We start from the raw sequence: 19,504 nt of genomic DNA on the forward strand, positions 1-19,504 counted from the left end.
CAGTGCTGCACGTAGACAGGTATTCATTTCAAGCTGAAAGGTAGTTGTAATATGGCGCAAGTAGATAAAAAACATTCGCAACAAATTTACTATTTCGATGACGCTACTTTTGCAGAGCAAACCCAATGCCAAGAAGTGATTTACGATTACAACCATAGTCGGCCTTCCGAAATAGAACGACGTGCTAAGTTGCTTAAACAGATTTTTGCTGAAGTGGGCGAAGATTGCATGATAGAGCCGCCATTAAAGGCCAACTGGGGAAAGCATACTCACTTAGGTAATAAGGTTTATGCTAACTTTAATCTCACCCTCGTGGACGATACCCACATCTACATTGGTGACTGCACCATGATTGGCCCGAATGTCACCTTGGCAACAGCCGGTCACCCAATAAACCCTAAACCTCGCCAGCAAGCGGCTCAGTTTAATGTGCCTATTACTATTGGGTGTAATGTATGGATTGGTGCTAATTCGGTGGTATTGCCGGGGATTTCGATTGGAGAAAATAGCGTTATAGGGGCGGGCAGTGTGGTGACCAAAGACATTCCCGCTAACGTGGTGGCAGTGGGTAACCCTTGTAAAGTATTACGTGAAATTAGTGAGCGCGATAAGCAGTTTTATTACAAAAACTTAGCTTTTGAAGGTGAATAATAACCCTTTCTTACTTGGTGCCCCGATCTTGGTTCTTTAAGGCTTGGATGCAGGCCGCAAGTTGTTCAACGGCTAAATTTGCCAGAATGCCATGGTTTGCTGGGTTTCTATAGTTGCGAAGTAAAGTCGCTAAGTTGAGTTACTGGTCCATGTTAATCAGCAGTAGCCTTATGGCTACTGCTGATTAGTGCCTAATGCCTAATATTATTGGCAGATATCTCCTGTTAATACAGGTACCTCTGAGCTTCCATTGCTACTGCCTTGGAAACCAAAGCTCACTGTCTGGCCAGGTTCTACTTTGGCATTCCAAGCTGCATTGCTTACTGTGTAAGGGCCGTCGCCAGAAAGCACTCCATTCCATAGTTGGGTAATGCTACTGCCATCGCTATAGGCCCAAGTTACTTGCCAACCGTTAATCGCTTGCTCACCAGTGTTGATGATGCGAACTTCGGCGTTAAAGCCCGATCCCCATTGGTCAACAATTACGTACTCACAACCTGCTTGGCTTGGCGGTAGTGCAGTAATTACCAGTTCTTGGTTACTGCTGGTTTCTAACAAGCCATCAGACACAGTGAGCACAACCGCGTAGCTACCGGCCGCTTCATAGTCGTGATTAGCAGTAACGCCAGTGGCTGTATAACCATCACCAAAGTCCCATTGATAACTAAGAGTATCGTTTTCTGCATCGCTAGAGCTGCTAGCGTCGAAGCTGGCGGTTAAACCTTGGCTGCTTGCATCAAAGCTGGCTATAGGCGCGGTGTTGGCGGTGGACTTAACGTCAATACTCACTAGCGCTGGGGCGGATTCTAGTGCTTCGTTGTCGGTTACGCTAAAGCTAAAGTTGTCGGTGCCAACAAAATCCGCTGTTGGGGTGTAGCTTAAAACGGGGGGCGTACCGCTTAAAGTACCATTGATTGGCTGACTAAGTATTTGATAGCTAGTAATTTCTCCACCGGTATCGCTGCCACTTAAGGTTATGCTAACGGGCGTATCCTGGGGAGTGGAAATTTGTTGCGGAGTGGCTATTGGCGTACCCAACGTATCTTCGGAGTAAGCTAAATCAATACAGCCATGGAAGCGCTCATAGGTCCAAGAGTTGCGGCCCCATTCGCCATAGATCACTTGGTGACCACTGCGTTCAGGCAGGGTACAGGTGGTGGTAAAGGTCACCGCCTCTTTATTCGCCACTACCGCAGGATTAGCATTAGGTTGGCTATCATCGTAGGGCAAAACACAGAAGGGCTCTGCCTCAAAATCATCCCATGTTAAAGCTTTGCTTGGGTCAAATACAAAGCCTGGTTTAGTTATCCAGTAATGAAATTCACGGGTATCAGAGAAGTGGTTTCCCCATTGAATGTTCCACGTTATGTCTAAAGGACCTGCTTGAGCAGCTTGCCCTGGCCAGCTTGTGGCTACATCCCATGGTGTTGCTCCACCCTGCCATGTTTCGCTGTCGAAACCACATACATTGTTGGGCAGTGGTGAAACCACTGCGCGGCCTTCGGTATGAGTGAGCACACTCATAAACTTGTAGCCACCTTGTGGGTCATTTTCAAAAGCGTCAATACAATGCGCACTGCTAGCTTGATCAGGTTTTTCTGTTAAGCCACACAGCGCATTTCGTGATGGTGGATCTACGATTAAACCATGCGCAAATGCTTGGCTGGTTCCTAGTAGACATAATGAAAATATTAGCTTGTTAGTCATGTTATTCCCTTTTGTTGTGAGTGGAATGAACACCAGCTTGAAGCCAGCGCGCAACCTACTGTTATCAAGGCTGTTTGTTATAGTTTTCAACCTTGGTAAAGCTCAAATAACTACGACTACTCACTTCCGTAATGATTGTTGAGTTAATTAAGGAACGTAGTTGAGCTTATTGCGCGATTCCAGAAATCTGCTGAAGCAAAACTTTAGTGAGTTTCATTGGTAATTGATTATGTTGTCACTAATCACATTTTGTTGGCAAAAGAATCAATAAAAGAGGGGTAAGAGTGGAATGTTTGCTGTTGATACTGGCTTGAGTGCTGGGATAAATCACATTTAGCAAATAAATTTTGAATGATATTTAAGCAGGTATAAAAGGCTACAGCTTATACCGTATTGGGTACTCATTATTATTTAAGCATTAGAATACCGTTGTTGAGTTGGGCATTTATATTGTGTTCTTGTTTGATTTTTTGGCGCCACTTTGTGGCTATTTGCTGCAGTTCTCCTTCCGCTTGCATGTCCTTAAATGCCTGTTGCCATTGCTCTGTGTCGTTAAACTGATTAGACATCGCAATATACACTGCTTGCTGTTTGAGCTCTCTAAGTAAAATAAAGCTACTGGGGTCTATGCCAAGTTCACTGGCAACAATCTGTAAACCGGCACTCTCATAAGCAATAGTTTTAATTCGTTTTCTCGCTAACAATTGGATGTTGAGCTTATGGCTACTGTTTACCGATAAGTTGTTTAAGCCTTGCTGGGCAAGCCATTCGTGGCGAATATCACCGTTAGCCACGCCAATAGTTGGGTAATCGGCTAGCTTTTCATAGGTGTTTGGGTTGCTTTTTAAGCCATACAAGCCCCATGTTTTAATTAGAACCGGTCCAATCCAATTGAGCTTTTGATCGCGCTCAGCGTTACGGCTAAAGGAAAACACCATGGTGTTGTGGTTATGGTAAGCGGTTTTTAATGCTCGTGCTTCAGGTACGATTTCTAGCTTGGCGTTAATGTTTAAACGTTTCGCTAGAGAATAAACAATATCAACCACATAGCCTTGAATCTGGCCATCTTCATCTAAGTAGCTGGCAGGTGGTTCATTTACGGTAATAAACTTAATCGGCGAGCTCGAAGCTACCGCCTGACTAAGGGTAAAGTGAACAACAATTAGCGCAAATACCAGCGGTTTTAACTTAGAGTGAACAGAGTGCTTGAATGGAATAAGTGTAGTTCAAACTCTTGGTGTTAAAGTTTCTAAATCAGTTATTGGCAGTTTGTTCGTCGGCACAACATTCGTCTTGTAAAAAACTAATTACCGTTTGCAGGCATTCAAACTCTGCCACGCAATAAAGTGTTCGTCCTTCCCTGCGCTGGCTAAGCAAGCCTGCAGATACCAAGCTGGATATGTGATGCGACAAGGTTGAGCCAGGAATGGCCAACTTTTCTTGTAATCCGCCTACTGCGATACCGCTGTAGCCCGCCCTTACAACACTACGGTAAATGCTTAGGCGAGTAGGGTGGCCCAGTTCTTTTAGGGCTTTAGCGATGCTTTCAGTATTCATAGGGGGCTCTCTGTAAAAGTATATTTCGATATTACTGGAAATATCTTGTTTTTTCCAATGCTCAAGTATATATTTCGAATAATCTAGAAATTTGGAATTAATTTGATGTTTAACATAAATAATGAAATGGCCTGGCAGGCCTTAAATATGTTTGGCTTTCTAGCGGTAGAGTTAACCTTGTTGTTTTTAGTTATAAGCTACTTGGTTGGGGTATTGCAGCTGTATATACCGCCACAAAAAATCCAACGTATCTTGAGTGCTAAAAATGGTTCGGGTTATATCGTGGCGGGCTTTTTGGGGGCAATAACACCATTTTGCTCTTGTTCAACCATTCCTTTTTTAAAGGGCTTATTACGCGCTAGAGCGGGATTTGGCACCATGATGGTATTCCTGTTTGCCAGCCCATTGCTTAACCCGATAATTATTGGTTTGTTTGCGGTAACTTTTGGCTGGAAAGTGAGTGTGTTTTACTTTGCTATTGCCATGGGTGTATCGGTAGTCGCTGGATATTTGTTAGAGAAATTAGGGTTTGAAAAGTACGTAAAAGCAGAATCTTATCTTGAGCCAGAAGCCAAAAAATGTGGTTCTTCTTGTTCAGGCAAGCCCGCAGTAGAGCGCAGCAAGTGGTTGAAAATTTGGGACAGTACTTGGCTGGATTTTAAAAAGGTATTGCCTTACTTAATTGGCGGTATTGCAGTTGGCTCGTTGATTTACGGCTTTATGCCAAGTGAGTTGATTGCCCAATTTGCGAGCAAAGATAACCCATTAGCGGTGCCTGTAGCGGCTGTTATTGGTATTCCTTTGTACATTCGTGCTGAAGCGGTAATTCCTTTAAGTGCCGCTTTGGCGGCAAAAGGTATGAGTTTAGGGGCGGTAATGGCACTGATTATAGGCAGCGCTGGGGCAAGTTTGACCGAAGTGATATTGCTTAAATCCATCTTTAAAAATCAGATGATTGCAGCGTTTTTACTGGTAATTATTGGGATGGCCATTGGCGCAGGTTATTTATACAGCTTTTGGTTTTAAAGCAAATTAGCAAAGCTAGGGTTTGGGCTTTTTGGCCAAAACCCTAAGTGCCTTAGGGCTTACTCCTAGCCTGTCTTTAATCGCTCGGCTAAAGTTGGCTTAGTGTTTATAACTCAGTTGATGGGCTACTTCGGTAATGCTTAGCGAGCTGTCTGTAATCACGCTGTAAATTGTTGCCTTAGCGTAGTTCAAACAGTTCGCTGTGAAAATGCTTAAGTGGGTAGCCGAAGTGAGCCAGTTGTTGTTGTAAGTTACTAGAGAATGCAACGGGTCCACAAAACCAAATCTTACGTTGCATTAAATCTTCAACTTCGTTTACCAATTGCTCAGCGCTTAATAAAGCTTGGCGGCTGTTGTCGATAATTCTTAACTCCACCTGACTGCTCGAAGAGAGCTGCTGTAGCTCTTCAATTAACTTGGGTTCTAAGGTTTCACTGCAGTAATACAGGGTCGCCTTAGGTGGATTATTCATGGTTTGACGTTGTTGTAAAATGGCCGTGAAAGCCGCTATACCGATGCCTCCGGCAATCCATAATTGCGGTGCCGAATCATTAAAATCAAAGTTACCGTAGGGGCCTTCTACTTTTAGCTCTTGGCCGATGTTAAGGCGGCTTTTTAGGTTGGCGGTAAAATCACCTAGCTCTTTTATCAGGAAGCGCACGTGACCAGTGCCGGTATTAGTTGATGCAATGGTAAAGGGGTGTGGTTCTTCACCCGGAAAACCAATAAACGCAAATTGCCCACTATTGTGACCATGCCAGTTGGGCACGCTTAGGCGTAAATCAACGACTTTATCTTGGGGTAGAAATCTAAAGTTAGCCACTGTGGCGGTGTGCTGCTTAGTTTTACCAATACGGCCAAACAAACTATATACCGCAGCAACACTGCCCACCCAAATTAACGCTAAACAGGCATATGTTATGGGGTAAGGCCAATAGCTATGTTTAATTAAAATCACTGAGTGAAAGGCAATGGCTAAAAATGCTAGCGACATGAGTTTGTGCGAGTAACGAAACCCTTTGTACCTAATCACCCCCACTAAGGCGACAATTGCTAGCACTACAAAGCTGTAAAAGGCTACTTCGCCTACTTGTTCAGCCAGTCCGCGTAAAGGACGCACCAGCGCATATAGCGAATCGGAATTATTGGGACCAGTGCCTCTAACCGGTTTGTCTAGTATCCCCGCTCTTACTAGTTGCTTAGGAATAATCGCCAGTAGCCAATGCACCGCTGCTACTAATACCGAGGCGATGCCGAGGTGTTTGTGCAAACGATAGGATTTGTCTAAGCCCTTGGTCAGCCATTCGATAAAGGGTAAGCGTAAGGCCAAAAGCATAGCAATACTCATTAAGCCCACGGCTAACATGCCGCTGTACTGAATTAGCGCCGAACGCCATTGAAAAAAGTTATCTGAAGAAAACAGGTTGGGTTCTGCTTGTAGCCATAATCCAGTAATGGCGGCTAAGAGCAGCATTATAGTTGCAGTTGTTTTACGCATGATTCGGCCTTACTCATCCTTTGGTAACAAGTATAAAAAGGCCAGTCTTTAGTTAGGTAAAGCTAGGGTAAAGAAGTGTAAAGTAAAGAGTGTGTAGTGACTAAAGCTTGTTTCAAGTGCTGAATGCCGCTTTCACAGTCAATATTATACAAATAACTTTATGGATAATTATGTTTATAAACCAATAGCTTGTTTTACATTCTCGCGTCAAGTTAGTTTACATTTTCAATCAACTCATATAGCTGTGTTTCACTACTCTACTGATTTAATTGTCATTTTTGTTCTGGTGCATATCCTGCATATTGTCATTAATGTCAATATGTAGATCTTATAACCATTACTGATCAAAACTTATAGAAAGGAACAGAAAGAAAAATGAATTTAATGAATGCTGCTTCAGTTGTTTTAATCATATTTTTTAGCGGTTTTGCTAATGCTGGGTTGATAACGTTTGAAGATAATGAGAGGTTTTCTGATTTTGGATTTAGCACTATCAATGTAATTGACTTATTTGCTAACCCATATCCTACGTCCAATGCGGGATATAACACAGTTCTCCAATCGGGTGATTATGTAGCATTTGGGCAAGCGAATACCGCCACTGATATATGGATGACAGATAACAGTCTTTGGAGTTTTGATAGTGCATTTTTTGCCGCTGCTTGGGAGAGTGCCAAAACCGTTACTATGCAAGGTTTAGATGTGAGCGGAAATGTTATTCAATCGGAGGTATACAGCGTTAGTCAAAGCACGGCCTCTTTTCTTACGCCTAATTTTATGAACATACACAAACTACGATTTATCCATACTGACCACCAATTAACATGGGATAACTTTCAATTCAGCCAAGCCAAGCATGAAGTTCCAGAGCCTTCTACGCTTGTGATTTTTGTGTTAAGTATGATTGTTTTGTTATTACGTCGATTCAAGAGACAACAAGTTTAATTTAATTTTTGAAAAGTTCTAATTGTGCACGGGAAGCCTTAAGAGCTTCCCCCCTTCTTTTGTGGATTTAAAACCCTTCCAACACAATTTTTCCTTTAGCTTTTTGCGACTCGATAAAGGCGTGAGCTTGTTTGAGGTTGTCGGCATTTATTTGGCCAAAGTGTTCACCTAAGGTACTTTTTATCTTCCCTTTATCAATGAGAGTGGCCACTTCGCTGAGTAACTCATGCTGTTTAATCATGTCCTCGGTTTGGAACATTGAGCGGGTGTACATAAACTCCCAGTGTAACGAGATACTTTTTAGCTTCAGTAGTTTTACATCTAACTCAGCTGGGTCATCAATTAACCCAAACTTTCCTTGTGGCTTAATAACCTTAACAATCTCGGCCATATGTTCGTCGGTATTGTTTAAGCTCACTACGTAGTCGATGTTGTTTTGCTCGGCTAACTCTTCACTTAAAGGAGTGCGGTGATTAATAATTTGGTCGGCCCCCAATTCTTTTAACCAAGCCTGGGTTTCAGGGCGAGAGGCAGTGGCAATAACCTTAAGATTGGTGAGCTGTTTAACCAGCTGAACCATTATCGAGCCTACGCCGCCAGCGGCACCAATGATTAAAATAGACTTTGGCTCAGTTTTGCTCACTTGCAAGCGGTCGAATAGCATTTCCCACGCGGTTAGTGCAGTGAGAGGCAAGGCGGCCGCATTTGCTGCTGGAATGCTAGTTGGCGCTAAGCTAACTATGCGCTCATCTACCAGTTGGTATTCTGCATTGCTGCCAGCGCGAGTTAAGTCACCGGCATACCAGACTTTGTCACCTACCTTGAAAAGCTGGGCTTGGTCGCCAACTTGCTCCACAGTGCCTACTGCATCCCAACCGATTACTTTCCATTGGCCTTGTTCGGCGGAGACATTGGCGCGAATTTTAGTATCAACAGGGTTTACAGAGATGGCTTCAACTTTTATTAATAAGTCTTTAGCACTGGCGTTAGGCTTTGGCAGCTCAATATCTTGCAGTGATAAGTCTTCACTAATTGCTAGTGCTTGTTGGTAGGCTACAGCTTTCATTGGTGGCTCCATTAGGGCGAAAATCCAGATAACTCAGTGTAGTAGAGTTTAGCTATAGGAAAAACACAGCTGCGATTAAATCACTTTCAATTTATTTTTGATAATCAGTGAGAAGTGCGTAGTTGCTCTGGCTAAATAGCACTAAAGAAATAACGGGCAGCTAACTGGAATAGTTGTTCGTTGGTGTCTGCTTCTAGCCCGTGCAAGGCGCGCTGTGGCCGTTGGCTGTTTAGCCATTGGTATTCGCCACCTATAAACCAGTTTTTGTTTAACCTATATTGGTAGGCGAAGGTAAGGCCTTTACCGCGCTCGTTATTGTCATCCAAGGGAGTGTTGTCGCGGTCGATGTTTTCAAAGGCTTCTACCCGCAGGCTCACTCGGTGCTTCTTTTTAAAGTTGTGGGTGAGCATGGCAAAACCATTGGCAAAGTCCATCTTTACAGCATCTTGGCGATCGAGCGATTGCATCAAGGTTGAGCCGTTCATGTATTGCCACAATAGTTGCCACTGCTTGTTTATCCGCCATTTTCCACCTAAGTGAGCAAAGCGGGTTCGCCACGCGTAGTCGCCACCATCAATTAAGTAAGGTTTAGCCAGGTTATCGTAGTATCCCACTCTAAACAGGCCATGGCGTCTTATGCTCCAGTCCAAGTTAGTATGAAAGCCGGGGCGATGATCTATTTCTTTAAATGGGTTTGAACGGCGGGTTTGATCGGCTAATGCGGGTTGCAACGGTTCGGGGAACGGGCGAGTTTCCCCCCATAAAGTTTGTCTCGAGCTACTGGTCCAGCCGTGCCAAGCTAATAAGGCCCCTGCTGGGTCGTTGGCCACAAACAGCGTGCCGCTTAGTGACAAGTTGTGTTGGGAGTTAGAGAATTTACCTAAGCGCTCTAGTTTGGCCTCGATGCCGGTGGTGCGAATTTCTTCTCCAACCCAAGTGTTAAGTGTGGAGGCGTTTAACGTATAAGGCGTGGCCCAGGCGGTGGCGGTGTTTTCTAAGGAAATACTCGGATACATAATGCCCGCTCGGCCCGACCAGCGAAGGCCACTCTCTGAGGGGAGACCTTTATAACTAAAAAAAGCCTCAGTAAAACCTAGCGCACTATCTTCTTGATCGAGCCAGCTATTTAAAACCAGTTTGCCAGAGAAGCCGTTATCCCAGTGAGCGCTTAAATCTAAGCCTGCTTGAGCAATAGAAAGTTGGCTTCCATCAGAGTAGCCAAATTTGCCGTAGCCACCTTTTACATAGCTGTCGCTGCTATCTACATGGCTAGCGCGTAAATCGAGGACCCCTCTTGCGCTATATTCCGCAGCCTTGGTGGGGTTTAGCGTAGCTGTTAGCATCAAACAGATGCTGAAAATAATTCCCTTATTCGGCAAACTCGATGCTCTCCTGAGCGAGTAATTCATACAATTCTTTAGCGGGTTTTGGGCGACTAATAAAGTAGCCTTGAGCCAAATTGCACTTGGCTTTTTCCAGCCAACGCAAGCTCTCGATATCTTCAATACCCTCTGCTACTACACTTAAGCCCATGTTGTGCGCCAGCTCAATGGTCGACTTCACAATAATGGCATCGTCGGCATCAATGGCGAGCTTTTGTACAAAAGACTTATCAATTTTGAGCTCATGCACCGGTAGGCGTTTTAACTGAGCAAGGGACGAGTAACCAGTGCCGTAGTCATCAATAGACAATTTAAAGCCACGTTTTTTAAAGCGAGCCAGCAAGGCTATCGCCGTTTCAGGGTCGTCAACTAACGCGCTTTCTGTGACTTCTAAAGTGAAGGATTCTGCTGCTAGTTGCTTGTTTTCGATATTCTGGCAAATGAAGCTATAAAAGCTATCGTCTTTTAGGTTTTCGCCAGAGATATTGATCGCGATGTTGACGTCGACGCCTTTAACTTTCCAAGCCAGGCTTTGTGATAAGGCTTCTAAAAATACCCAGCGAGTGAGCGGGTTAATTTGACCAGTATGTTCGGCAATTTCGATAAATGCATCGGGTGGAACCATGCCTAACTCTGGGTGTTGCCAACGTACTAAAGCTTCTACATGGGTGATTCTGTTAGCGGCAAAGCTAAACTTTGGCTGGTAGTGCAGGGTGAGCTGGTTATTTTGAATGGCCTTTTTAAGATCGTTAATTAGGCTTAAACGTTCAACAGTATTGGTATCGGCACTTGGGTCGTAGATGTAACAATGGCTGCGTGCTTCTCGACAGTGATTTAAGGCCGCATCTGCTTTTTGCAGTAACTCTTGCGGATTTTGACCATGCTCTGGAAATAAGGCTACACCTACATGCGTTTGCAGCTGTAGATGCATATCTTGAAAATTACAGCCTTCGTGCATTTGCATACTAATAAGCTGCAAATGTTGTTGTACGTTGTCTCGGGTTACATTTGGCAGCAATACAATAAATTCATCGGCACCAATGTGACACAGGTAGTGTTCGCTTTTTAGTGTGCTTAGGCGTTTGCCGGCTTCTTTAATTAGCTGGTCGCCAGCTTGGTGGCCTAAGGTATCGTTTACTTGTTTTAGACGACAAATGTTTAAGTGGAACATCGCAAAGGGCTGTTTGCTGTCTGCTGTAAGTTGAGTAAGTTTATTGGCCAGCCAGTTGCGATTGGGTAACTCGGTAAGAGGATCGTGGTTTAAACGGTGGTTAATGGCTTGTTCACGACTGAGCACCTGTTCTTGCATGTTGTTAAATTCGCTGGCTAGTTGGCCAAGCTCGGTTCTGTCGTTAATCGATACCGGCGTTTGATAGTCACCAGCGGCTAGCCGCTTAGCTTGTTTCACCAGCAGCTTAATTGGCCGGGTAATGTCATCAGCAATTAGGTAAGCCGCTATCATCGAACAGAACAGTGTGAGTGCCGTGAGCAGTAAAATTTGCACCCAACTTTGCTGAATCACTGCCACTAGGTTGTCTCTAGAGCTATGCAGCACGACATAAAAAGCGCCTTCACCCGCTACGCTAAATTGTTGGTGCAGAGCAATTACATCACTGTTGGTTTGGCTTAGTAAGGCTTTAGCGCTAGCAACATTGGCATCGGGATTACTTGAGCCCAACAAAGACCATGTTTGCTGTTGCTCTAGGATAAAGTCTGTTTGCAAGCCGGTTTGGCTTAAAAAGCTTTCTGCCAAGGAGGGGCCAATTTCGTAACCAAAACCGACCCAACCAATAATCGCTGGACCACTTTTTATCGCTGAAAGGTGCAGTTGGTAAAGTTGGTTGCCAATAGCGTAGTAGGGAGGTAGTTGGTTTTGTTGTAAGGCTGGCATAAAGGCAAAAGTTTGGCCTTGTTGTTCACCTCTTACTACTTTGGGGTTTTGATTTCCTTGTTGGCTATTTACTAATTGCAGCTCAATCATGCCTGAAGGCGTAACTACCATGGAGAGGTCTGCATTTATGCGCTTACCATGATTGTGCAGGGCAATCGCAACACTGCGTTTGTCTTCACCAAATACACTTTTTAATCCGTAATCGTTGGTGACGGTTTCGGCAAAGCTGCTTAAGTAAAATCCTCGGCGATTAAACTCACTTTGAAATAGAGCGTTAGCTTTGCTTAGCTGCGAGTCGATGGCTAATTTTTCTTTCAGCCTTAAGGAGTCGTAGGTAGACCAAAATGAGATCGCTTGAAGCAGTAACAATAGCGATACTATCAGCAGTAGTATTTTGGTCTTTATGCTTTTCATCGGCGCTCCTGCCAATTAGTACTCTGAGAGAAAATCAAAATCATCCGGATTTTGCTGTTCTAGTTCTTCATCTTCTAAAGCGTTGGGCAAGCTAAGTGCTAGTTTACCATCGTTATTAACGTTTAGCTTTTGGCTAAGTTGCTGGTTAGCTGTTTTAAGCTCTGGATGCCAAACCACCAGTTGGTAGTCTCCCGCTGGCACAGCAGTAAATTTAACCATTCCTTGGGCATCGGTTTTGTTAAACAAAGGGGTATCAACCAATAATAAATATGCGCCCATCCAATCATGAATATTACAGCCCATGGGTACCACGCCGCTGTGGTCGAAGTCATGTTTGCTGTGGGTCTCTCCCGACTTGATTTGAAATGAAAACTTATTATCACCGGCAGCCGAATATATGTGGTGAGTAATGTTGTCGTCATTATTAAAATCGACTTGGTTGCCACGTTGCGCAACGCTGATATAGGGAACAAAGGCTTTATCTCGTTGGCCAATAACCACCGTTTGCTGGTTTATCTGCTTGAGTTGATGGCCTTGTGGCTCGAGGTAAACCACCACATTGGCGGCGGGGCTGCCATCGGGTTGGCTGAGACTTAGCTGATAGCTAAAACTTGAATTGGCAAGGCTCGAAAAGCTGAGAATTATTAGAGTTAGGCTGGTGACTATGTTTCTCATCGGCATCCTTTCGCCACATTACTGGTGGCTGATGAAATCTGTTGGTGGTTTGGTTCTAGTATTTAGACCTTAGCACTTAGTCAAATATTACAGCCTATTTGGCTTGGGTATAACTGAGTTTTTTAAGTGTAAGCACTTGGTAGTTAATTGAGGAGCAGAAATTGCGCTAAATGCGGCATAGATAGAAAAAGCCTAAAGCAAATGAGTACCTTAGGCAGGCTGTTAGCTTAATCGTTGTTGCTTAATGCATGTAAGGCTGCGGCCCGGCGAGTTTCATGTTCATTCATAAAGTAGCAGCGGTGGGTATAAGCAGAGGTTAGGGCTTTATGCTTATCTAGGTCTGGATAACGTTGGTCGTAACGCTCACTAAAGTTTAAGTATTGGCGATGGTTTAACTGCCTTACAGAGTTAGCTAGCTCGCTAGGTACCTGATATTCAGCGATGAGTGCTTGGTAATCTTGTTGGTGTACCGCTACCCGCGCATGGTTTTTTAAGTGTTTTGCGGCTGCCATGCATGCTGCCGCTTCGTTAAGTTCAAACATCATTTCTGCAGCTTGAGGTGGTAGCTCTTTGGCTTGGACGGTAAGTGCTAGGCCCGCGCTAAAAGCGACTAAAAGTAATTGGCGAAAGGTCATGTAATTAGCCTTGAACAAGAGGTTTTAATAAGAATAAGGCAGCGTTATAGAGGTCAATTATTAAATAAATATTACGGTTAGTACTTAATTTTAGTAATTGCTTTAATTAATAAAAATGAAATCTTAGTGTCATATTTTGAATTCAGCATCCTCAGCCAAATCAACTAGATAACTGGCGAAATGGAGATATTACCTAATGCCGACTTCAACTAAATCAGTGTTTCGCGCTACTTTGTGCGCTGCGACAGTGAGCGCACTACTTAGTGCTTGTAACAGTGATAGCAATAATGACCAAGATACTTCAAGCCCAATTGTACCGGCATCGCTGTCTATTGGTCTGTTACCTGATACCCAAGGAAATGGTTGGGAAGTAGCGCAACACCCCATGGAAGCAGTGTTGGCTAAGCACCAAGCACATGGCGTTGATTTGGTTATTCCGGTAGGTGATTTAACCAATCACGGTTCAACCAAAGAATGGGCAGAGTGGCGAGAGGTTGCTGAGAAGTACCGTGAAGCGGGCATGGAGTTTTTGCCAGTAATGGGCAACCACGAAACCAGCTGGGCTTACACGGTAGAATGGATTGAAAACATGCGTCACTACATTCCTGAAGACGCAGTTCACATGCCTAGTGCCGAGTGGCTTAACTATTACATTATTCGTGAAAACGTATTGGTGATTGGCCTTGCTTATTACAACCTACCGATTGCCTTTGGTTGGATTAAAGATGTAGTTGCAGAACATGAAGGTAAGTTTGAACATGTGGTAATTGCCAGCCACGATGGTTTGATTGGCGCTAAGTATGGGCAAACCCGTGAGCAAATTGTACAGGGCACTAAAGATGACAATCGCCTGTTTGATATTCATAAAGAGATCCGAGAGTTATTTGCCGAAAAAGATGTAATTTGGGTGCAAGGACACGAGCACATGTATCAGCGCTCGCAAGTGCATGCACGGGTATTAGGTTCTAATGATCCTGGTGGGCGCAATGCCGAACCGTTGGCATCTACCCCTAGTGGTGGTAATTACCGTATGCCATCTTATACCCAAATTGTTAGTGGCAATGCTTCTTACAAGGGTTATGAATACCGTTATGGCGAACGCGAGCTGATTCAAGATGTGATTCAACATAAAATGGATAGCATGAGCAATGGCTCGGAGCATTACGATGCCAACGCCGCAATGTTACATTTTGATGGTTCTAGAGTCGATTACCGCGCTTATTCGGCGCCTCATACCATTAAGGCCAACAGTGATGGCCCTAAAGAATTGCTTGAGCCTAATTGGACCTTAATGGACAGCTTTAGCCGCAGCTCCAACCGTTGTGAATCATTGATCTATCCAAACTCGATACCCGATGATCAACGCCCAATTCTTAACCATATTGTTGAATACAAAACTGCTTCCTGTGTGGCCGATGACCAAAGTACGGCCAAGCTGTTAGGCGGCACAAACAATACCTTTAATCGGGTAGACACCACCGAACGAACCATGGGGTATACGGCAGGCTTTAACCGCGCCGAAAGCATGAACGACATGATGCGTTTAAGCTACCAGTTCTTATTTACTAAGCATTCTTCTTGGGATGTAAATTTAAATGGTAATAACCGAGTAGTGCCTAATTACGATTCAATTCAACCTGATGAGTCTGGCGCAGAAACTGGCCATGTAGTGCTACCTGCCACCACCATCGACATGAAAAAGCACCTCACTTTGAGTTGGATGCCGAAAGAGGCCGCTACGGTTTCTGACGTGTTGCTAGTGAGTGGTACCCAAGTGCATGGTGGGGTTTATCAAAATGCCTACGGCGGTGAAGTTGATATTCGCACCATAGCTGGCCAGCCTGGCTCGCAACCCGATGGAACGGCTAAGCAACCGGTGGTCGATTTACCAAGTTATGCAACTCAAGCTTGGGATGTAGAACAGATCATTGCTGATCCATATGGCATTGAGTTTACAACCGAGAATTTGGCACAGGCAGAGAACTTAAACCTTGCTTGGAAAGCCGACGGTGAATGGCAAGCGGTAGCGGCATCTGAGTGTGTGCTTGATTTGCCATGGGATGAAGACTACTTAACTAACCCGCCTGCACGTATTACCAGCTGTAGTGACCAACCCCTAGTTGGCTACGACAGCCAATATGGTGGACGCTGGTGGATGATTGCGCAGCAAGATGTAGAGCTAGCCTTAATCAATAAATAAGCATTAGCCACGGGGCGCCAATGGCGTGGCTCCGTGGCTTAATTCAACAGTTTTAATGAGGAAGTGTAGTGATTTTTAAAGCTTTAAAAACGGTCAAAACAGCGGTTCTGGGGCTGTGTATTTCCGCTGGCCTAATAGGGTTTTCTGCCCAAGCAGAAAATATTGATTACTTAAGTGCAATAAACAGTGACCTTAATGCCAGCCCTTTAACCTTTAGCAAAGGTGAGCTTCGTTGGGCAAAGGTTGGAGATTTACGCCCAACCCAAGCTTTGATTGGTTATGACCAAGTAAATTATAAACTTGGCCGCTACCAAGCCGAGCCCAAAAAGATGTATGAAGAAATTTGTGAGTCCTACGGTGCTGGTGAAAAAAAGGTTAAGTGGAGCGAGCAGTCTTCTCCATTAAAGCCGGGAAGCTTTAACTGCCCCTTGGCAATTGGTAGCGAAGCTGCAGAGATGAAAACCGCCATTGTAGGACCCGATGGTCACTTATATCTAACCGACGGCCACCATACCTTCTCGACTTTTATCGATATGGAGAATGGTGGGGCACAAATGCCGGTGCTGATTAAAATTCAAGATAATTGGTCAGCGAGCGAGAGTGATACCATCGAGCAAGCAATGTCGCAGTTTTGGCAGCGCTTGGCACAAACTAATAATAGCTGGCAATTTACCGCCAGTGGCGAAGCCATTTCTTATGTAAACATGCCGACTACACTTGGGCAGGATTCTTTAGCCAACCAAGCTTTTAGAGCACTAGTTTATTTCGCGCGTGATATTAGCTGGGTGAAAAAGCAGGCCGAAGCGATTAACTTTTTAGAGTTTCATTGGGGTTATGAGTTGGCTAAAAGCATCTCTGTAGATGAACAGCGCTTAGTTGAGCAGGCTTACTATTTAAGCAAAATAGAAGAAGTTGCTAAGCAAATGCTAGCGTATGCTCCCGAGCAAGCTATTGCCAGCAGCGGCAGAAGCGCTAAGCAGCTAGGGCAAAAGGCGGCCTGGGACAATAACAGTGATAAAACTCTACAGCAGCTGGTTTGCGGTTCGAAAAAAGGCCGCTTAGGTAAGTTAGGTTTTGCCTTAAGTTATAAGCAACCGGGTGTAAGCTTAGAGTGCAATTAAGCTATAACAAGGTGAGCTAAGTCCTTAGTTCCTCATAGGTCCAAGCAAAGGTATAATTAATGTTATTAACAAAAATCCAGCAACGCCCATGTTGCTGGATTTTTTAGTTTTATCATATGGTTTGATTTATCAATAGCTGGTTCACAAACTCAATACTATTTTGTATATATATGTTTTTTATATGATTTAATGCGCCTGCAAGTTTGCTATTAAAAATCCAATAAAGGATTAGTTGTACAGCTAAGGGAAGAGATGAAAAAAGTAAGTTTATTGGTTTTATTGTTTTGCGCAGCAATAAATCCTCTACAAGCAGAAGAACAAAGCGCAGTAGAGCAACAGCATTACCTTTGGTTAGAGCCCGGTTTTTCATTCGGCCGGCCAGGTACTAGTTTGGCCGCAGATTTTTACTATAGCTATTCTAATTACACTATTTCTTTAGGAGTGTTGGGCGGTAATGATGATGGTTGTCAGTTATTTTGTGAATATGAGGAAGGAAAAGACAATTATAGTTCTACTAGGTTGATGGTTGGTAAGTATTTTTATCCTGGTAAGTATGAGTTTTTAGCTGAAACGGGGATCGCTAAACTCTCTGTGTCTACCGATCATTACGACGGAGCAAATTGGAAAACCTTAACAAGTGATAGCTATGGTATTCCTATTCGAGTTTCTAAATACTTTAACGGTAGATATATCGGATTCGCGCTCACCGCTGAAGCTGTGGTAACCCCGGATGATTGGATAGCATCATTGGGTTTTAGAGTCCCGCTTGGTAAATTACGCCATTGGTAAGTAAACAAAAAAGGTAGAGCACTGCTCTACCTTAGATGTGTTTTATTCAGGCTTGCGCTTACCTGTCATAAATTCTTCTAGAATTTCTGGAGTCAATTCACCGGCTTCTTCTAGGCGCTTTAGCTCCGCAACAATAAGCTTTTGCTCTTCCATTGATGGAACTGGAAGCTCGGGCTCTTTTTCGATGCCTTCTGGAATGTTTAAATTATCTAACATGGTGGCTCTCACGATAAAACTTAGTTGGACTAAGTATATCAGCAAATGGGCCTTTAGTTGCAGTGCTTGAAAACTGAAAAGTCACCCCTTGATGATCTAAATCATCACCTGCCTAGTAAGCATTAATATTGGATTGGAGCCGGAGATGTAAGGAACGGTAGGCCTGAGCATGAAAAATCAAATAAATCCGAAACGCTTACTGAATAGTAAATGGACTAAACAAGCGGTAGTGAACAAGCAAAAACACTTTATTGTGACTGAGCTAGAGATTGATGACTTACAAGCGGTGCAGCGCTGCGTGATTCAAGCGGTTTATAACCAGCAAGACTTTGAGATTGATTGGCGAGAGTTAAAAGATCGCAGCCATTGGCAGCAAGGTTGGAAGTAATAAAGTTAGGCACTAACTTACAGTGCCTAACTAACGTTTATTAGCTACGGCTAGTGACTTCTAGCAAGTGATAGCCAAACTGAGTTTTCACAGGGCCATGCACAGTATTTAGCGCTTCATTAAATACCACTGTATCAAACTCTGGCACCATATCGCCTTTATTAAACTCACCTAATTCGCCGCCATTTGCGCCAGATGGGCAGTTAGAATGCTGCTTGGCGATATCGGTAAATGCGGCTCCGCCTTCAATTTGTGCTTTTAGGTCTAAACATTGTTGCTCGGTATCTACCAGAATGTGGCGTGCGCTTGCTCTTGGCATGAGATGTCCTCTGTATATGTCGCTGTTAATGGCTAAGCCTTGCTAACTTGCTGAATGCTTAGCTTGAGAGGGCAAATGTAGTGGTAAAGCTTAGTGTCTGTCAAATTGGGGAAGCACGCTTTGTGCTTCCCCAGCCAAACCTTATAAAACGGTAATTACATCTTGTTCCGGCAGGCGTGCCTTTGGTAAGCCGTAGTTGTAGTCTTCGCCGTCTAGGTGGTAGCCCAGAGCTAAGGCAAAGTGGCAAACATGGCCATCAAGTTCTTGCTCGAATATCTCGCCAATTAGCGCCGAGTCCACGCCTTCCATTGGGGTAGAGGCTATGCCTAAACGCGCCAATACGTGCAAGGTGTTGCCTAATGCAATATAGGTTTGCGCCTTGGTCCAATTGCCGTTAAAGCCGGTTTCGTCAGTATTAGCTTCGGCAAAGCTGAATCCGCCATTAAGCATGGCGTCGTACATGTCGGCGGGTAAGTGACCAGAGCTTACTTCAACATCTACAACTTTACGGTAATCATCTTTGGTGAAGTTGGGATTGTGAGCAAACAAAATGATATGAGACGCTTCTTTTGCATGTGGTTGATTAAACTGATGCATGTTGGCAAAACTATCGTGGAAGCGCTGCTTAGCAGTGTCGCTTTCAATAACAATAAACTTCCAAGGCTGCGAGTTAATTGAAGAAGCCGATAAACGAATAGCTTCTTTTATCACCGTCATGTCTTCTGCTGAAATGCGCTTTGATGCATCATATTTTTTAGCGGTGTAGCGGCTATTTAGATCGTTAATAATTGGGTGAGACATGGAGTAAGTCCTCGCTAAGCTTGTTTAGGTAGGCGCATCTTACGAGGATCTGTTTTGAAGAAACAGTGGCGAACTCTCCAATTATTATGGTCATTTTTATCCATAATAATGTTGAGTTGATAAAGCAGTTAAGTTTTTTATGGAAGCATATTGAATGCTTTTAAGAGGCTAGCTTTGATTGATGAGCATCGAAAATCTAGCCGCAGAAACAAAAAGGCCGCTC

Annotated in this window: 19 protein-coding genes; 7 read left to right on the forward strand and 12 right to left on the reverse strand. The window is 44.0% G+C overall.

Annotated elements, in window-relative coordinates; translation table 11 throughout:
• The first annotated feature begins 51 nt into the window (after positions 1-51).
• The gene (locus K5620_RS04330; RefSeq protein ID WP_016400468.1) at positions 52-651 is read left to right on the forward strand and encodes a sugar O-acetyltransferase; all 600 of its coding nucleotides are present in this window, start codon (positions 52-54) and stop codon (positions 649-651) included.
• Between the two features lie 204 nt (positions 652-855).
• Here the strand turns inward: K5620_RS04330 and K5620_RS04335 are convergent, their stop codons facing one another.
• The 3 genes from K5620_RS04335 to K5620_RS04345 form a co-directional block, all read right to left on the reverse strand.
• Positions 856-2,358 (reverse strand): lytic polysaccharide monooxygenase, encoded by a 1,503-nt coding sequence (locus tag K5620_RS04335; RefSeq protein ID WP_016400467.1) that lies wholly within the window; start codon positions 2,356-2,358, stop codon positions 856-858.
• A 407-nt stretch (positions 2,359-2,765) separates the two neighbouring features.
• Positions 2,766-3,575, reverse strand: coding sequence for a transporter substrate-binding domain-containing protein (locus K5620_RS04340; protein ID WP_084681712.1), 810 nt, complete (start codon positions 3,573-3,575; stop codon positions 2,766-2,768).
• A 37-nt stretch (positions 3,576-3,612) separates the two neighbouring features.
• Positions 3,613-3,915, reverse strand: a complete 303-nt coding sequence (locus K5620_RS04345) for an ArsR/SmtB family transcription factor (protein WP_016400465.1) — start codon at positions 3,913-3,915, stop codon at positions 3,613-3,615.
• 105 nt (positions 3,916-4,020) lie between these two features.
• On the opposite strand from K5620_RS04345, the gene K5620_RS04350 reads away from it, so the two are divergent.
• Positions 4,021-4,941, forward strand: a complete 921-nt coding sequence (locus K5620_RS04350; protein ID WP_016400464.1) for a permease — start codon at positions 4,021-4,023, stop codon at positions 4,939-4,941.
• Between the two features lie 178 nt (positions 4,942-5,119).
• On the opposite strand, the gene K5620_RS04355 is transcribed toward K5620_RS04350, so the two are convergent.
• Positions 5,120-6,439: a ferredoxin reductase family protein gene (locus tag K5620_RS04355; protein ID WP_016400463.1), complete on the reverse strand. Its 1,320-nt coding sequence runs from the start codon at positions 6,437-6,439 to the stop codon at positions 5,120-5,122.
• 375 nt (positions 6,440-6,814) lie between these two features.
• Here K5620_RS04355 and K5620_RS04360 point away from each other — a divergent pair, with 375 nt between their 5' ends.
• Positions 6,815-7,384 (forward strand): PEP-CTERM sorting domain-containing protein, encoded by a 570-nt coding sequence (locus K5620_RS04360; protein ID WP_040306838.1) that lies wholly within the window; start codon positions 6,815-6,817, stop codon positions 7,382-7,384.
• A 67-nt stretch (positions 7,385-7,451) separates the two neighbouring features.
• On the opposite strand, the gene K5620_RS04365 is transcribed toward K5620_RS04360, so the two are convergent.
• The 5 genes from K5620_RS04365 to K5620_RS04385 form a co-directional block, all read right to left on the reverse strand.
• The gene (locus K5620_RS04365; protein WP_016400461.1) at positions 7,452-8,450 is read right to left on the reverse strand and encodes a zinc-binding alcohol dehydrogenase family protein; all 999 of its coding nucleotides are present in this window, start codon (positions 8,448-8,450) and stop codon (positions 7,452-7,454) included.
• A gap of 131 nt (positions 8,451-8,581) precedes the next feature.
• A complete protein-coding gene (locus tag K5620_RS04370; protein WP_221077449.1) occupies positions 8,582-9,793 on the reverse strand; it encodes a hypothetical protein in 1,212 nt (403 codons plus the stop codon).
• Between the two features lie 25 nt (positions 9,794-9,818).
• Positions 9,819-12,137 carry a bifunctional diguanylate cyclase/phosphodiesterase gene (locus tag K5620_RS04375; RefSeq protein ID WP_016400458.1) on the reverse strand — a complete coding sequence of 773 codons (2,319 nt, stop codon included), beginning with the start codon at positions 12,135-12,137 and terminating at the stop codon, positions 9,819-9,821.
• A gap of 15 nt (positions 12,138-12,152) precedes the next feature.
• Positions 12,153-12,812, reverse strand: coding sequence for a protein containing plastocyanin (locus K5620_RS04380; RefSeq protein WP_016400457.1), 660 nt, complete (start codon positions 12,810-12,812; stop codon positions 12,153-12,155).
• A gap of 227 nt (positions 12,813-13,039) precedes the next feature.
• Positions 13,040-13,447 carry a hypothetical protein gene (locus K5620_RS04385; protein ID WP_016400456.1) on the reverse strand — a complete coding sequence of 136 codons (408 nt, stop codon included), beginning with the start codon at positions 13,445-13,447 and terminating at the stop codon, positions 13,040-13,042.
• A 196-nt stretch (positions 13,448-13,643) separates the two neighbouring features.
• On the opposite strand from K5620_RS04385, the gene K5620_RS04390 reads away from it, so the two are divergent.
• The 3 genes from K5620_RS04390 (at position 13,644) to K5620_RS04400 (ending at position 17,557) form a co-directional block, all read left to right on the forward strand.
• Positions 13,644-15,647, forward strand: a complete 2,004-nt coding sequence (locus tag K5620_RS04390; protein WP_016400455.1) for a metallophosphoesterase family protein — start codon at positions 13,644-13,646, stop codon at positions 15,645-15,647.
• A gap of 68 nt (positions 15,648-15,715) precedes the next feature.
• Positions 15,716-16,768, forward strand: coding sequence for a ParB/Srx family N-terminal domain-containing protein (locus K5620_RS04395; RefSeq protein ID WP_016400454.1), 1,053 nt, complete (start codon positions 15,716-15,718; stop codon positions 16,766-16,768).
• A gap of 252 nt (positions 16,769-17,020) precedes the next feature.
• Entirely contained in the window at positions 17,021-17,557 is a 537-nt protein-coding gene (locus K5620_RS04400; protein WP_016400453.1) for a hypothetical protein, read from the forward strand.
• A 42-nt stretch (positions 17,558-17,599) separates the two neighbouring features.
• On the opposite strand, the gene K5620_RS04405 is transcribed toward K5620_RS04400, so the two are convergent.
• Positions 17,600-17,773, reverse strand: coding sequence for a restriction endonuclease subunit S domain-containing protein (locus tag K5620_RS04405; protein ID WP_016400452.1), 174 nt, complete (start codon positions 17,771-17,773; stop codon positions 17,600-17,602).
• A gap of 169 nt (positions 17,774-17,942) precedes the next feature.
• Here K5620_RS04405 and K5620_RS04410 point away from each other — a divergent pair, with 169 nt between their 5' ends.
• Complete coding sequence (locus tag K5620_RS04410) at positions 17,943-18,161, forward strand: TIGR02450 family Trp-rich protein (RefSeq protein ID WP_016400451.1); 219 nt, start codon at positions 17,943-17,945, stop codon at positions 18,159-18,161.
• A gap of 40 nt (positions 18,162-18,201) precedes the next feature.
• On the opposite strand, the gene K5620_RS04415 is transcribed toward K5620_RS04410, so the two are convergent.
• The gene (locus K5620_RS04415; RefSeq protein ID WP_016400450.1) at positions 18,202-18,480 is read right to left on the reverse strand and encodes a peptidylprolyl isomerase; all 279 of its coding nucleotides are present in this window, start codon (positions 18,478-18,480) and stop codon (positions 18,202-18,204) included.
• Positions 18,481-18,621: 141 nt separating this feature from the next.
• Complete coding sequence (locus K5620_RS04420; RefSeq protein ID WP_016400449.1) at positions 18,622-19,281, reverse strand: NAD(P)H-dependent oxidoreductase; 660 nt, start codon at positions 19,279-19,281, stop codon at positions 18,622-18,624.
• Positions 19,282-19,504 lie beyond the last annotated feature (223 nt).

The organism is Agarivorans albus (assembly GCF_019670105.1).
In the GTDB taxonomy this organism is placed as follows: domain Bacteria; phylum Pseudomonadota; class Gammaproteobacteria; order Enterobacterales; family Celerinatantimonadaceae; genus Agarivorans; species Agarivorans albus.

Excerpts from the sequence above, each read along its gene's own strand:
- K5620_RS04405 (WP_016400452.1), bottom strand. The coding sequence starts at position 17,773 with ATGTTAGATAATTTAAACATTCCAGAAGGCATCGAAAAAGAGCCCGAG.
- K5620_RS04365 (WP_016400461.1), bottom strand. The coding sequence starts at position 8,450 with ATGAAAGCTGTAGCCTACCAACAAGCACTAGCAATTAGTGAAGACTTA.
- K5620_RS04360 (WP_040306838.1), top strand. The coding sequence starts at position 6,815 with ATGAATTTAATGAATGCTGCTTCAGTTGTTTTAATCATATTTTTTAGC.
- K5620_RS04390 (WP_016400455.1), top strand. The coding sequence starts at position 13,644 with ATGCCGACTTCAACTAAATCAGTGTTTCGCGCTACTTTGTGCGCTGCG.
- K5620_RS04355 (WP_016400463.1), bottom strand. The coding sequence starts at position 6,439 with ATGCGTAAAACAACTGCAACTATAATGCTGCTCTTAGCCGCCATTACT.
- K5620_RS04345 (WP_016400465.1), bottom strand. The coding sequence starts at position 3,915 with ATGAATACTGAAAGCATCGCTAAAGCCCTAAAAGAACTGGGCCACCCT.
- K5620_RS04385 (WP_016400456.1), bottom strand. The coding sequence starts at position 13,447 with ATGACCTTTCGCCAATTACTTTTAGTCGCTTTTAGCGCGGGCCTAGCA.
- K5620_RS04410 (WP_016400451.1), top strand. The coding sequence starts at position 17,943 with ATGAAAAATCAAATAAATCCGAAACGCTTACTGAATAGTAAATGGACT.
- K5620_RS04335 (WP_016400467.1), bottom strand. The coding sequence starts at position 2,358 with ATGACTAACAAGCTAATATTTTCATTATGTCTACTAGGAACCAGCCAA.
- K5620_RS04380 (WP_016400457.1), bottom strand. The coding sequence starts at position 12,812 with ATGAGAAACATAGTCACCAGCCTAACTCTAATAATTCTCAGCTTTTCG.
- K5620_RS04420 (WP_016400449.1), bottom strand. The coding sequence starts at position 19,281 with ATGTCTCACCCAATTATTAACGATCTAAATAGCCGCTACACCGCTAAA.
- K5620_RS04370 (WP_221077449.1), bottom strand. The coding sequence starts at position 9,793 with ATGCTAACAGCTACGCTAAACCCCACCAAGGCTGCGGAATATAGCGCA.
- K5620_RS04330 (WP_016400468.1), top strand. The coding sequence starts at position 52 with ATGGCGCAAGTAGATAAAAAACATTCGCAACAAATTTACTATTTCGAT.
- K5620_RS04400 (WP_016400453.1), top strand. The coding sequence starts at position 17,021 with ATGAAAAAAGTAAGTTTATTGGTTTTATTGTTTTGCGCAGCAATAAAT.
- K5620_RS04415 (WP_016400450.1), bottom strand. The coding sequence starts at position 18,480 with ATGCCAAGAGCAAGCGCACGCCACATTCTGGTAGATACCGAGCAACAA.
- K5620_RS04375 (WP_016400458.1), bottom strand. The coding sequence starts at position 12,137 with ATGAAAAGCATAAAGACCAAAATACTACTGCTGATAGTATCGCTATTG.
- K5620_RS04350 (WP_016400464.1), top strand. The coding sequence starts at position 4,021 with ATGTTTAACATAAATAATGAAATGGCCTGGCAGGCCTTAAATATGTTT.